Source organism: Erwinia sp. S38 (assembly GCF_016624545.1).
GTDB classification, from domain to species: Bacteria; Pseudomonadota; Gammaproteobacteria; order Enterobacterales; family Enterobacteriaceae; genus Erwinia; species Erwinia coffeiphila.
Map to the genome: position 1 here is coordinate 70,160 of NZ_JACVTS010000006.1, position 12,668 is coordinate 82,827.

The 12,668-nt window shown below is 55.5% G+C and carries 11 protein-coding genes and 1 other RNA gene; 8 read left to right on the top strand and 4 right to left on the bottom strand.

Features of this window, described 5'->3' with window-relative positions; genetic code table 11:
- Positions 1-21: 21 nt before the first annotated feature.
- Positions 22-1,722 carry an SgrR family transcriptional regulator gene (locus tag IBT46_RS08860; protein WP_200545371.1) on the bottom strand — a complete coding sequence of 567 codons (1,701 nt, stop codon included), beginning with the start codon at positions 1,720-1,722 and terminating at the stop codon, positions 22-24.
- Positions 1,723-1,822: 100 nt separating this feature from the next.
- Here IBT46_RS08860 and cof point away from each other — a divergent pair, with 100 nt between their 5' ends.
- Positions 1,823-2,644: an HMP-PP phosphatase gene (gene cof / locus IBT46_RS08865; protein WP_200545372.1), complete on the top strand. Its 822-nt coding sequence runs from the start codon at positions 1,823-1,825 to the stop codon at positions 2,642-2,644.
- Positions 2,645-2,694: 50 nt separating this feature from the next.
- On the opposite strand, the gene IBT46_RS08870 is transcribed toward cof, so the two are convergent.
- Entirely contained in the window at positions 2,695-3,630 is a 936-nt protein-coding gene (locus tag IBT46_RS08870) for a DMT family transporter (protein ID WP_370569426.1), read from the bottom strand.
- 94 nt (positions 3,631-3,724) lie between these two features.
- Here IBT46_RS08870 and IBT46_RS08875 point away from each other — a divergent pair, with 94 nt between their 5' ends.
- The 5 genes from IBT46_RS08875 (at position 3,725) to amtB (ending at position 9,698) form a co-directional block, all read left to right on the top strand.
- Positions 3,725-4,198: an Lrp/AsnC family transcriptional regulator gene (locus tag IBT46_RS08875; RefSeq protein WP_200545374.1), complete on the top strand. Its 474-nt coding sequence runs from the start codon at positions 3,725-3,727 to the stop codon at positions 4,196-4,198.
- Positions 4,199-4,239: 41 nt separating this feature from the next.
- Positions 4,240-6,012, top strand: coding sequence for a SmdA family multidrug ABC transporter permease/ATP-binding protein (locus IBT46_RS08880; protein ID WP_200545375.1), 1,773 nt, complete (start codon positions 4,240-4,242; stop codon positions 6,010-6,012).
- On the top strand, positions 6,002-7,765 hold the full coding sequence (locus IBT46_RS08885) for a SmdB family multidrug efflux ABC transporter permease/ATP-binding protein (protein ID WP_200545376.1): 1,764 nt from the start codon (positions 6,002-6,004) through the stop codon (positions 7,763-7,765). Before IBT46_RS08880 ends, IBT46_RS08885 begins: the two co-directional genes overlap by 11 nt.
- A gap of 273 nt (positions 7,766-8,038) precedes the next feature.
- The gene (gene glnK / locus IBT46_RS08890) at positions 8,039-8,377 is read left to right on the top strand and encodes a P-II family nitrogen regulator (RefSeq protein WP_105590813.1); all 339 of its coding nucleotides are present in this window, start codon (positions 8,039-8,041) and stop codon (positions 8,375-8,377) included.
- A 19-nt stretch (positions 8,378-8,396) separates the two neighbouring features.
- Positions 8,397-9,698, top strand: a complete 1,302-nt coding sequence (gene amtB, locus IBT46_RS08895) for an ammonium transporter AmtB (protein ID WP_200545519.1) — start codon at positions 8,397-8,399, stop codon at positions 9,696-9,698.
- Positions 9,699-9,876: 178 nt separating this feature from the next.
- Here the strand turns inward: amtB and tesB are convergent, their stop codons facing one another.
- Positions 9,877-10,737, bottom strand: a complete 861-nt coding sequence (gene tesB, locus IBT46_RS08900; protein ID WP_200545377.1) for an acyl-CoA thioesterase II — start codon at positions 10,735-10,737, stop codon at positions 9,877-9,879.
- A 222-nt stretch (positions 10,738-10,959) separates the two neighbouring features.
- On the opposite strand from tesB, the gene IBT46_RS08905 reads away from it, so the two are divergent.
- On the top strand, positions 10,960-11,517 hold the full coding sequence (locus tag IBT46_RS08905) for a YbaY family lipoprotein (RefSeq protein ID WP_200545378.1): 558 nt from the start codon (positions 10,960-10,962) through the stop codon (positions 11,515-11,517).
- Positions 11,518-11,554: 37 nt separating this feature from the next.
- On the opposite strand, the gene IBT46_RS08910 is transcribed toward IBT46_RS08905, so the two are convergent.
- Entirely contained in the window at positions 11,555-11,869 is a 315-nt protein-coding gene (locus IBT46_RS08910; protein WP_200545379.1) for an MGMT family protein, read from the bottom strand.
- A 242-nt stretch (positions 11,870-12,111) separates the two neighbouring features.
- Between IBT46_RS08910 and ffs the strand changes: the two genes are divergently transcribed.
- Positions 12,112-12,208, top strand: an RNA gene (gene ffs / locus IBT46_RS08915) — signal recognition particle sRNA small type.
- Positions 12,209-12,668 lie beyond the last annotated feature (460 nt).

Sequence of the window (12,668 nt, forward strand, 5' to 3'; positions counted from 1 at the left end):
TCGATAGAAAGGTAGTTTCACTCAGTCAATGGCTACCGGCGGCGGGAGCCATGCGCGGGAAAAATCAAACCAGCCCCACGCATTAAGCCGTATCCCCTCGACGTCCGGCGGTGCACTAACCTGATAGCGATAGTTAAACAGCGGCGTAATGGCAGCCTGGTGCATCAGTTTTTTAAACACGTCGTGCATTGCATCGTGTCGTCCGACCCCGTCAGCGTGCTGTTGAAGTTCGTCCAGTGATTTCAACAGCTTCTGCCATTCCGCTTTGCCGATAATCACCGGCCACAGCGGGTCCAGCCTTAGCCAGCTTTCAAGGGTGAATACTGGTGCTTCACCGATCAGGCGATCGCCCATCACCAGGTCGGCCTCCGCCAGCGACGGATAATCCTGCCAGTTTTTCGCCGGGTGAAAGTGCAGGCTGAGGCGGCAGCCCTGTGCTGCCAGCAGTTGCTGAAGCCGGATAGCCATTGCGTGCAGTTCTACCGGCAGATGGTAATGCAGGCTTAACGTCGCAGGGAGTGCCGTTTGCCGATCGGGTTTCCACTGCGGAATATGCCAGCCCGGAAGCATCTCATTACTGGGGGAAATCAACCCTTCTTCCAGCGGCAGCTGTTCGACCAGTCCTGACTGGTGTACCAGCGCCATAATGTGCTGTGCCTGCGCGGCGTTAAGCCCGGCACGTTGTCCAATAGCCAGGTAACAGAACCCCAGGCTGATACGCTGGCTCACGGGCTGTAATTGTGCGAGGTCCTGCTGTGCCCCTATCGCTATCTGCACCGGATGGCGGCAGCTGGTTCCAAGTTCGCGGTCAAAAAGCTGCGGAGCGATCCAGTATTCAACCGCCTGCATGAGAGGATGGACGCCGTGATACCAGCCGTGGCTTTCCAGCCTGACCAGCATTGTCGAGTTGGCGACCAGCCGCCACGGGCCTGTACCGATATCCGGATTGTCGGGATGAGGTAACAGGCAGCATACGCTGGCCAGCCGGTGAGCAAGCCAGTAGTCTGCCTGATGCAGATCGATGCGCAGGCAGAGCGCATGGGCTTGAGATACGCGTTTCACGCTGGCGAGCATTCGCTCTCCGGTCGGGCTGGCGAGAATATTTTGCAGCGTCTGCTGCAGCTGTTGTGCGGTTACCGCTTCGCCGTGGTGCCAGCGTAGCTGGGGTCGCAGGAAGAAAAACCAGCTCAGGCCATCGTCACTAATCTGCCAGTGGTGAGCGAGGTCGGGGATAGCGTCATCACCGGCCAGTCGGCTCAATCCCGAGAACACTTGCTGGGCCAGATGCTGCTCTGCACGCCCGGCCAGCACCAGGGGCCGCAGCGGGTCCAGCTTGCGGTAATAGGGTATACGCAGCGTCGGCTGATTATTCTGCCACTGGCCGCCAAGAAACGGCTGAAGAAGCTGGCTGAGCTGCTCGGTGGCGAGCGGCACCAGCTGCAGGGCGTGCTGCGGCTGCCCTCTGTCCAGCTGTTGCAGCATCATTTCGCTACGCAGTGCTTCAGGCGAGCGTAAAAAGGTCACGGTTCCACGCTTGCCGCGCCCCGAGCGCGCCTCCCAGCCCAGCCATCCCGCCTCTTGCCACTGATTAAGCAGGGTGCGAACGTGGCGTTCGCTACAAAAACAGCAGTTGGCTATTTCGCCCACGCTGGACGATAGCGGCTGGCCTTCGCTGCGCTGCCAAAGCCGCTGATATTGATTTAACCGGTTAATTTCACGCATCAGCCTAAACCCGGAACAGTTTTGTGAAAGTATTCACTATTTGTTCCGCAAATACCAGGTGATACTTGCTGACAGATTAACCACCGTTGCCGGAGTGATTATGGTTCGCCTTGCTGCATTTGATATGGATGGAACACTGCTGTTACCGACTCATCAGTTTGGGGAGCAAACTTTGTCGAGCCTGAGATCGCTGCAGGCGCACCCGGTACAGCTTGCTTTTGCTACCGGCCGGCACTTCCTGGAAATGCAGCCGCTGATGCAGCAGCACAATCTGCCTGCCTGGTTAATCAGCGGCAACGGGACCCGCGTTCACGATGCCGCGGGTGGGCTGTTGTTTGGCTCAGATCTGCCACCGTCGGTTGCCCGTCAGGTGATCCACAGCCACTGGCAGACTAAAGCAAGTCTGCACGTTTTCAACGATGACGGCTGGTTTACCCAATTTGATGAGCCTGAAATTTTAGATGCGCATCAGCTGAGCGGCTTTAGCTACCATATTGCCGATCCACGTACGCTGGCGGAGCATCAGGTCACTAAAATTTGTTTTCTCGGCGAGCATGATGATCTGTGCCAGCTGCTGATTCAGCTGCGTGAGGTGCTGGGAGACAGCGCTCATCTCTGCTTCTCGGCCAGCCACTGCCTGGAGGTGTTACCACTGGGTTGTAATAAGGGATCGGCGCTGGCTCAGCTTACAAAGCATCTGGAGATAGAAATGGCAACCTGCATGGCCTTTGGCGATGCGATGAACGATCTGGAAATGCTGAATCAGGTTGGGTATGGCTTTATCATGCAAAATGCCATGGCGCAGCTGAAAGCGCAGCTACCGCATTTACCGGTTATTGGAAATTGCGCGACGCAGGGAGTGTCGCATTACCTCAACCACTGGCTTAACACACCACATCTCGACTATTCCCCCGAATACTGAGACCCGTTTTCCAGTGTGCCGGACAAGATGTCCGGCTTTTTTATTTGTATTCAGCGTTGTATTGCTGCGGGCACAACCACTTTGCGTTTCTGTGCCGCGCCGCGATACAACGTCAGTAAAATCCCCAACAGGAACGGCAGCAGCAGCAGTAAGGATTCGCGACTGATACTGCTGCCGTTAAGCCCGTTTTCCAGTGCGATGGCAATCAGCGGAAAGACCAGAAATACCAGCGAGGCCTGGAAAGGTCGCGCGACCTGTTGCAGCGCGAAGTAGCACAGTATCCCCCCGACACCCGCGACGAATCCCAGATAAGCAATAGCCATCAGCGCCTCAGGGGCAAACGCGTGAAAATCCGGTGATTCGCTAAGGCCGGTCAGCGTTAACAGCACCCCGGCACCCAGGCAGGGAAGAGCGTTGTAGCTCAGAACGGAAATCCCGGCGCAGCGTTTTTTACACTGAACATACATCAGTGCGTGGATCAGCACCGCCGCTACCAGCGCCAGAATACCCTTCATCTGGCTGACCCCATTGGCCTGGGTTTCATGCCACAGAATGGTACTGAGTGCACCAAGACTGATTGCCAGCCCCAGCAGCTGCTGAAGTGATGTTTTTTCCCGCAGAAACAGCAGCGATGCTGCCAGCACCGCCGCAGGCATGGTGGCGAAAATAATCGCCGCCAGGCTGGAAGAGGTGTAACGCTCACCGTAGATCATCAGCGTAAAGGGAATGGCAAAGTAGAACAGCATAACGCAGAGCTGGAAACCGCGCTGGCCTGCGGGGAACAGCAGCGGAGCGCGGCGATAGCGTGCCAGCAGCAAAAGTAGCGGGGCGGCACACAAAAAGCGTAGCCCCGTAGCGAAAACAGGGGGAACCGTGGCAACGGCAATTTTCATCGCCATCCATGTCGTCCCCCATGTCAGGGCTACTGCGCCAAAAAGCCCGGCAATAAGCAGATTACGGTAAATATTCTTGTTCATCGTCATCATCCCTGAAATGGTCTGGAGTGGATTCAGATTAACTAAACCATCGGGGAAAAGGTTGCTATAATCATGCTTCTCACCAGACCAATGAGAGAAAATTTTGCTACAAAACCCGCTTGATAAAAAAGACCGCATGCTGCTTAACCTGCTCCAGCAGGACTGCATGCTCTCACTGCAGGCCCTGGCCGATGCGGTCAGCCTGACCACCACGCCCTGTTGGAAGCGCTTGAAAAGGCTTGAGGATGAGGGCTATATTCGCGGCCGGGTAGCGCTACTTGACGGTGAAAAGCTGGGCCTGGGGCTGACGGCGTTTGTGCTGATAAAAACCCAGCAGCACAGCAGCAGCTGGTTTCAACAGTTTGTGACGTTAGTGCAGGCAATGCCTGAAGTGATGGGTTTTTATCGTATGGCAGGAGAATATGATTACCTGTTGAAGGTGCAGGTAGCCGATATGAAAAGCTACGATGGTTTTTACAAACGGCTGGTCAACGGTATTCCAGGCCTGATCGATGTCACTTCGAGTTTTGCCATGGAAGAGATAAAATACACCACCGCTTTGCCGGTTGCCCCCTGAACGGCAGCCGTCTTCTTTTCGGTCGATAATCAGGATATTTTGTGCGACTTTTCAGCCAGCTAAGTTGGTATTTCCTTCGTGAATGGCGGCGTTACGTGGGCGCCGTTCTGTTGCTCATCGTCATTGCGCTGCTGCAGCTGCTGCCGCCCCATATCGTTGGCACCATCGTTGACGGCGTTAGCCAGCAGCAGATGAGCCATCAGCGTCTGCTGGTGTGGGTGGGTGTCATGTTGCTTACTGCCGTGGTGGTCTACCTGCTGCGTTACGTCTGGCGCGTGCTGCTGTTTGGTGCCTCCTATCAGCTGGCGGTGGAGCTGCGTGAAGATTTCTATCGTCAGCTCAGTCGTCAGCATCCTGAATTCTATTTACGCCATCGCACCGGTGATCTGATTGCCCGCGCCACTAACGATGTTGACCGCGTGGTCTTTGCTGCCGGTGAGGGCGTGTTGACCCTGGTGGATTCACTGGTAATGGGCTGCGCCGTGCTGATTGTGATGAGCACGCAGATCAGCTGGGAGCTGACGCTGCTGGCGCTGCTGCCGATGCCGGTGATGGCGCTGGTGATTAAACGCTACGGCGATCAGCTGCATAACCGCTTTAAGCTGGCGCAGGCGGCCTTCTCCTCGTTAAACGATCAGACCCAGGAAAGCCTGACCAGCATTCGGATGATCAAAGCTTTTGGCCTGGAAGATCGCCAGTCGGCGCAGTTTGCCGACATTGCTCGTGATACCGGAGAAAAAAATCTGCGCGTTGCCCGGGTTGATGCCCGCTTTGATCCGACAATTTACGTGGCGATTGGCCTGTCGAATCTGCTGGCGATCGGCGGCGGTAGCTGGATGGTCTGGCACGGCGAGATAAGCCTCGGCCAGCTGACCAGCTTTGTGATGTACCTCGGCCTGATGATCTGGCCAATGCTGGCGCTGGCGTGGATGTTTAACATTGTTGAACGCGGCAGCGCCGCATGGAGCCGCATCAAGGCGATGCTGTCAGAAGCACCGACAGTCACCGATGGAACAACAGTTCTGCCGGAAGGGCGCGCGGAATTACGAGTGGCGATCGGCGAGTTCCGCTATCCGGCCGCCGCTCAGCCCGCGTTGTCTGAAATTCATCTTAGCCTGGCTCCGGGACAGATGCTGGGGCTGTGTGGCCCGACCGGTTCCGGTAAAAGCACGGTGCTCGGCCTGATCCAGCGTCATTTTGATATCGATCGCGGGGATATCCGCTACCACGGTATTCCACTGACGGAACTGCAGCTGGACAGCTGGCGCAGTCGCCTGGCGGTGGTCAGCCAGACGCCGTTCCTGTTTTCTGACACCATCGCCAATAATATTGCCCTCGGCAATCCGGGAGCGACTCAGGATGAGATCGAGCGGGCGGCAATGCTGGCCTCGGTTCACGATGACATTATACGCCTGCCAGCAGGCTATGAGACTGAAGTCGGGGAGCGCGGGGTAATGCTGTCCGGCGGGCAAAAGCAGCGTATTTCTATTGCCCGCGCGCTGCTGCTCAATGCCGAAATTTTGGTACTGGATGACGCGCTGTCGGCTGTTGATGGTCGTACCGAACATCAGATCCTGCACAATCTGCGCAGCTGGGGTGAAGGGCGCACCATCATCATCAGTGCACACCGACTCTCCGCCCTGACCGAAGCCAGTGAGATTCTGGTATTACAGCATGGCAAAATCGCCCAGCGCGGCAGCCATGAACAGCTGGCCGCTGCCAGCGGATGGTATCGTGATATGTATCGCTATCAGCAGCTGGAAGCCGCGCTGGACGAAGATGAATCAGAGCAGGAGGTGCCGCATGGCGAATGAAAACCGGCGGCTGTGGCCAACGCTTAAACGGTTGCTTTCCTATGGATCGCCGTGGCGCAAATCGCTAAGTCTGGCGGTGCTGATGCTGTGGGTGGCCGCAGCGGCGGAAGTGCTGGGACCGGTGCTGATTAGTTACTTTATTGACAATATGGTGGCGAAACATCATATGCCGCTGGGCCTGGCTGCAGGTCTGGTAACCAGCTTCCTGCTGCTGCAGCTACTGGCTGCGGCGCTGCATTACTGGCAGTCACTGCTGTTTAACCAGGCTGCGGTTGGCGTGGTGCAGCGCCTGCGTACCGACGTCATGGACGCCGCGCTGCGTCAGCCGCTCAGCGCGTTTGATACCCAGCCGGTCGGGCAAATCATATCCCGTGTCACCAACGATACCGAAGTCGTACGCGACTTGTACGTTACCGTGGTGGCGACCGTTTTGCGCAGCGCGGCGCTGGTGGGGGCTATGCTGGTGGCGATGTTCAGCCTCGACTGGCGCATGGCGCTGATTGCAATCGCAATTTTTCCGGCTGTGCTGATCGTTATGCTGATTTATCAACGCTACAGCACGCCAATTGTTCGCCGGGTGCGCAGCTATCTGGCAGACATCAACAACGGTTTTAATGAAGCGATCAACGGCATGAGCGTTATCCAGCAGTTCCGCCAGCAGGCGCGGTTTGGTGAGCGTATGGGGGCCGCCAGCCGCTCGCATTATCTGGCGAGGATGCAGACGCTGCGGCTGGATGGCTTTCTGCTGCGGCCATTGCTCAGCCTGTTTTCCGCGATGATCCTGTGTGGCCTGATGCTGTTGTTTGGCTTTTCGTCGGTGGGAGCGATTGAGGTCGGGGTACTTTACGCCTTTATTAATTACCTTGGCCGCCTTAATGAACCGCTTATCGAGCTGACGACTCAACAGTCGATGCTGCAGCAGGCAGTGGTGGCCGGTGAGCGCATCTTCGAACTGATGGATGCGCCGCGTCAGCCCTATGGCGACGATCCGCAGCCGCTGTCCAGCGGCTGCATTGCTATTCGCGACCTGACTTTTTCCTATCGTACCGGTAAGCCGGTGCTGACCGATATCAACCTGGAAGTCGCCCCGCGTGATTTCGTTGCGCTGGTTGGCCATACGGGGAGCGGTAAAAGTACGCTGGCTAATTTACTGATGGGCTACTATCCGCTGAGTAAAGGTGAAATCCTGCTGGATGGCCGCCCGCTGGAGTCACTCAGTCATGCGTCGCTGCGGCAGAGTGTGGCGATGGTACAACAGGACCCGGTCGTGCTGGCAGACACCTTCTTTGCTAACGTTACTCTGGGGCGGGATATCAGCGAACAGGCGGTCTGGCAGGCGCTGGAAACCGTGCAGCTGGCCTCACTGGCGCGAAGTATGAGCGACGGGATTTACACCCGACTGGGCGAGCAGGGAAACAACCTTTCCGTTGGGCAAAAACAGCTGCTGGCGATGGCGCGGGTGCTGGTGGCCACGCCGAAGATCCTGATCCTGGATGAAGCCACCGCCAATATTGACTCGGGTACAGAACAGGCGATTCAAAAGGCACTGCGTGCTATACGCCAGCAGACCACGCTGGTCGTCATTGCTCATCGCCTTTCCACTATCACCGAGGCGGATACGATCCTGGTGCTGCACCGTGGGCAGGCAGTTGAACGCGGTAATCATCAACAGCTGCTGGCTGCCCAGGGGCGCTACTGGCAAATGTACCAGCTACAGCTGGCGGGCGAAGAGCTGGCTGCCGCAGAGAGCTGATCTTTATGCAGCATCCTATGCACCAAATTCAGGCGAAAAAATAACCATTGCCCTGACTTAATGCACCGAACTTACGCAAAACGCACCGTTAAGGTGCGTTTTTTCTATACTCCTCTTACAGGCTTTCTGTTCGCGGTATCCCATCCCAGGCTGCGCTTCAGATCCGCACTGACTAATCACCTGAAAACTGCCTGTTTTTCATTTCTGGCACAGCCTTTGCTTTAGTAAATCCGTGTTCGTGAAACAACCGTATTCAATACTGGAGGGGATCGTATGAAGCTGGTTACCGTGGTAATCAAACCGTTCAAACTGGAAGACGTGCGTGAAGCACTGTCATCTATCGGCATTCAGGGTCTGACCGTGACGGAAGTTAAAGGTTTTGGCAGACAAAAAGGGCATGCAGAACTTTATCGCGGAGCTGAGTACAGCGTTAACTTCCTGCCAAAAGTAAAAATTGATATTGCGATTGCAGATGACCAGATTGATGAAGTGGTTGATGTGATTAGCAAAGCTGCCTACACCGGCAAAATTGGTGACGGGAAAATCTTTGTTGCAGAACTGCAGCGGGTGATCCGTATTCGCACCGGCGAAACTGACGAAGCAGCACTGTAATTCGGGGCTAAGAATTGTGATGGGATGGGATAAAATGAAGAAACTCGCTAAGTTTGGCCTTGCCAGCATTGCTCTGTTACCGTCGCTTGCCATGGCTGCCGCACCGGCGGTAGCGGATAAAGCCGACAACGCATTTATGATGATCTGCACCGCGCTGGTGCTGTTTATGACAATTCCGGGCATTGCGCTGTTTTACGGCGGTCTGATTCGCGGTAAAAACGTGCTGTCCATGCTGACCCAGGTGGCCATGACCTTCGCTATGGTCTGCGTTGTGTGGATGGTTTACGGATATTCTCTGGCCTTCAGCGAAGGCAACGCGTTCTTCGGCAGCTTTGACTGGGCGATGCTGAAAGGTATTGCGCCAACCACGCTGATGGGTTCCTTCTACCAGTACATCCACGTCGCGTTCCAGGCTTCCTTTGCCTGTATCACCGTGGGTCTGATTGTGGGTGCTATTGCTGAGCGTATCCGCTTTGCAGCCGTGCTGATTTTCGTACTGATCTGGCTGACCTTTGCTTACCTGCCAATTGCACACATGGTCTGGGCGGGCGGTTTCCTGGCTCAGGATGGCGCGCTGGACTTCGCGGGCGGCACCGTTGTACACATCAACGCTGCGGTCGCGGGTCTGGTCGGTGCTTACCTGCTGGGCAAACGTGCGGGCTTTGGTAAAGAAGCCTTTAAACCGCACAACCTGCCAATGGTGTTCACCGGTACTGCAATCCTGTACTTCGGCTGGTTTGGCTTCAACGCCGGTTCTGCAGGTACTGCGAACGAAATCGCCGGTCTGGCATTCCTTAACACCGTTGTAGCAACGGCGGGTGCAATGCTGACCTGGACCTTCGGTGAGTGGGCACTGCGCGGTAAACCTTCGCTGCTGGGCGTCAGCTCCGGTGCGATTGCGGGTCTGGTAGCGATTACCCCTGCCTGTGGTTACGTTGGCGTCGGTGGTGCTCTGATTATCGGTCTGGTTGGTGGTCTGGCGGGTCTGTGGGGTGTGACCACTCTGAAGAAATGGCTGCGTGTTGATGACCCTTGTGATGTGTTCGGTGTTCACGGCGTCTGCGGTATTGTTGGCTGTATCCTGACCGGTGTGTTCGCATCTTCTTCACTGGGCGGCGTGGGTTATGCAGAAGGCGTGACCATGGGCCATCAGGTCTGGGTGCAGCTGGAAAGCGTTGCGCTGACCGTTGTCTGGACCGCTGTTGTCGCGTTTATCGGTTTCAAAGTGGCGGATATGATTGTTGGCCTGCGTGTTCCTGAAGACCAGGAGCGTGAAGGTCTGGACGTCAACAGCCACGGCGAGAATGCTTACAACCAGTAATCTGGCCGGGTAAGCAAAAAAAGGAAAGTAGTGCGCTAAAAATAAAAAATCTTGCGGGCCATTATGGCCCGCTTTTTTTGTGATACATCCCAGTAACACCGCAACCCCTCAAACCGCAAGTCCAGCAGCATGTTCGTGTTGCGCCCATCCCCCGTTGTCATTATCGTCTGAGGTTGCTTCACTCGCGCTGGCGGATAACGCCTTCCTGTACCGTTGAAGCAACCAGCGTCCCCTGCTGGGTGTAGAACTCGCCGCGAACAAAACCACGGGCGCTGGAAGCCGAAGTGCTCTCCACGCTGTACAGCAGCCACTCATTGAGGTCAAACGGACGGTGGAACCACATGGAGTGGTCGATAGTCGCGACCTGCATACCCGGCTCAAGGAAGCCTTTACCGTGCGGTTGCAGCGATACCGGCAGGAAATTGAAATCGGACACATAGCCGAGCAGATACTGATGAATACGCTTATCTTCCGGCATCGTGCCGTTTGCGCGTATCCACAGGTGACGATAGGGTTCGTCCACGTGTCCTCTTAGCGGGTTATGAAATTTCACCGGGCGGATTTCAAACGGTTTTTCCGACAGGAATTTGTCGCGATAGGTTGCCGGGATATGTGGAGCAAGTTTGTGCGCGATTTCGTGCTCGGATGGCAAATCATCAGGTCCGGGGACCACCGGCATCGTTTTCTGATGCTCAAAGCCGCTTTCCGGGCCCTGGAATGAGGCGGTCATGTAAAAAATTGGTTTGCCATTTTGAACCGCCTTCACCCGGCGAGCGCTAAAGCTGTTGCCGTCCCTCAGGTTTTCCACATCGTAAATAATCGCCTTCTGACTGTCGCCAGGGCGCAGAAAGTAACTGTGAAAAGAGTGGATGATACGCTCGCTGGGAACAGTCTGTTTGGCAGCATAAAGCGCCTGGCCGACAACCTGGCCACCAAAGACCTGACGCAGACCAAGATCTTCACTTTGCCCGCGGAATAAGCCCTCTTCAAGGCTTTCCAAATCGAGCAGATTTAACAAATTTTGCAGCGCCTGGCTCATAAACGGCATCCTCTTAAAATTTCAGTGCTCAGTTTGCGAGATCCGACCAGTTAGCGTCAACGCCTGTTTATGGGATCTGCGCAGTTCGTGCGGAAAGAATGAAAATCGCTGGTAACAGGAAAAATCCAGCAACATGTGCCAGAATTAAAGCCTTACGGGCAGTAAAACTCTGCCCCTGAACGGCATTATCGCGCCGTAGGGATCAAAAAGGAGAAGACATCCATGAAACTCTGGTTTGTATTGAGCAGTGCCGCTCTCGCGGTGGCGATCTCTGGCTGTGCGGACAAGAGCAAAGATGTACCGACACCGACACTGGGTTCGCAGGTACAGGGCCAGCAGGCTGTTATCCAACAGCCTAATGTGAGCGGTACGGTGTGGATCCGCCAGAAAATTGCGCTGCCGCCGGACGCGGTGCTGACGGTGACGTTGTCAGATGCCTCGCTGGCCGATGCGCCGTCGAAGGTGCTGTCGCAGCGGGTGACACGCACCGAGGGCAAGCAGGCTCCGTTCCAGTTCGTACTGCCGTTTAATCCGGCGGATGTCCAGCCGAACGCGCGTATCCTGCTGAGTGCAGCCGTCACGGTGGATGGCAAAATGCTGTTTATCACCGATTCGGTGAAGCAGGTGGTCACGACGGGCGGCACGCGACAGGATCTGACGCTGGTGCCGGTTCCATCGGTGCCGCTGCAAACGCAGGACGGTGCGGCCACCACGGTGCCGTCGACCTCACCTACACAGGTCACGCCTTCCTCGGCGGTTCCTGCACCAACCTCATACTGATTTAGCCGTTGACTCAAGCGCCCCTGCGGGGGCGTTACTAAGGCTTCCAGCGATAGCGCTTTAAATCAACTTTACCCTCTGGCGAGACCTCAATGCCTTCGGCTTCCAGCGCCAACCGCTGTCGGCTCAAATCATCCCCCGTAAGCGAAATTTCCCCCATGCGGTTAATCACCCGATGCCAGGGGAGTTTGCTACCTTCCGGCAGGCGTTTCAGTACGCCGCCAACCTGACGTGCAGCTCTGGGTGAACCTGCCAGATGGGCAATCTCTCCGTAAGTGGTGACGGAACCGTAAGGGATAGCTGCAAGGATTTGAAAGATACGCTGGCGAAAGTTATCGTGTTCTGTGTCCAAATTCACTCCCTGGCCATAGCGGTAAACAGCAACCAATCGCGAAGCCGTTCAGAAAGGGATCAGTATAAAGGACAGATGCTGATATTTGAGCTGATAAATCAGAGCGATTTGGCAAGTAATGAGGGAATATCACCCGTATTGTGCAAGAAACAAACGGTCATCGGAGGCCGGCTTGCAATTGCCCTGGGGTTCATTGATAATGCGCCTGCGCTTCGGTGATCCGAGGCCGTCAATGGGGGCCCTGTTGGTTCTCCCGCAATGCTAATTTGTGAATTCGGTCAGGTCCGGAAGGAAGCAGCCGTAACAAGTGACGCGTGTGCCGGGATGTAGCTGGCAGGGCCCCCACCCATTTCTGCTTTCGTAACTCTCCCCTTAGCTCTCCCCTTAGCTCTCGCCTTACCCTAATCACGTTGAGACTCTCCTGAGATAAAAGCGGCATATCCGCATATCACTACAAAATTCCTTATGTTTAACATGCTTGCCGGGGTTGTGAACGGTGTTACCAGCCACAGCACTGGCTGAGGATCATGACTGTACAGCATAAGAAATTGAACTACAGAATGGGCATCACTAACGTGGGGAATTAACGAGCATCGATTAAAGGCGACGATGTTGATTTAAACGAGCGCGAATCAGTGACGATTGCCGTTGAACGGTCTGTAAATTGAATTTAATCATCCGCTCAACGTCTTACAAGCGATTGAACTCTACAAACTATGTTAAGAGTACAGCCCTCATAGATTATTTGTGAAATGCTGGAATTAATTAGGGATCAGCTCGATGTCATACTCCTGGCAGA

Coding starts and splice junctions, on each gene's coding strand:
- amtB (WP_200545519.1), top strand. CDS start 8,397: ATGGGATGGGATAAAATGAAGAAACTCGCTAAGTTTGGCCTTGCCAGC.
- IBT46_RS08885 (WP_200545376.1), top strand. CDS start 6,002: ATGGCGAATGAAAACCGGCGGCTGTGGCCAACGCTTAAACGGTTGCTT.
- glnK (WP_105590813.1), top strand. CDS start 8,039: ATGAAGCTGGTTACCGTGGTAATCAAACCGTTCAAACTGGAAGACGTG.
- IBT46_RS08860 (WP_200545371.1), bottom strand. CDS start 1,722: ATGCGTGAAATTAACCGGTTAAATCAATATCAGCGGCTTTGGCAGCGC.
- tesB (WP_200545377.1), bottom strand. CDS start 10,737: ATGAGCCAGGCGCTGCAAAATTTGTTAAATCTGCTCGATTTGGAAAGC.
- IBT46_RS08905 (WP_200545378.1), top strand. CDS start 10,960: ATGAAACTCTGGTTTGTATTGAGCAGTGCCGCTCTCGCGGTGGCGATC.
- IBT46_RS08870 (WP_370569426.1), bottom strand. CDS start 3,630: ATGATGACGATGAACAAGAATATTTACCGTAATCTGCTTATTGCCGGG.
- cof (WP_200545372.1), top strand. CDS start 1,823: ATGGTTCGCCTTGCTGCATTTGATATGGATGGAACACTGCTGTTACCG.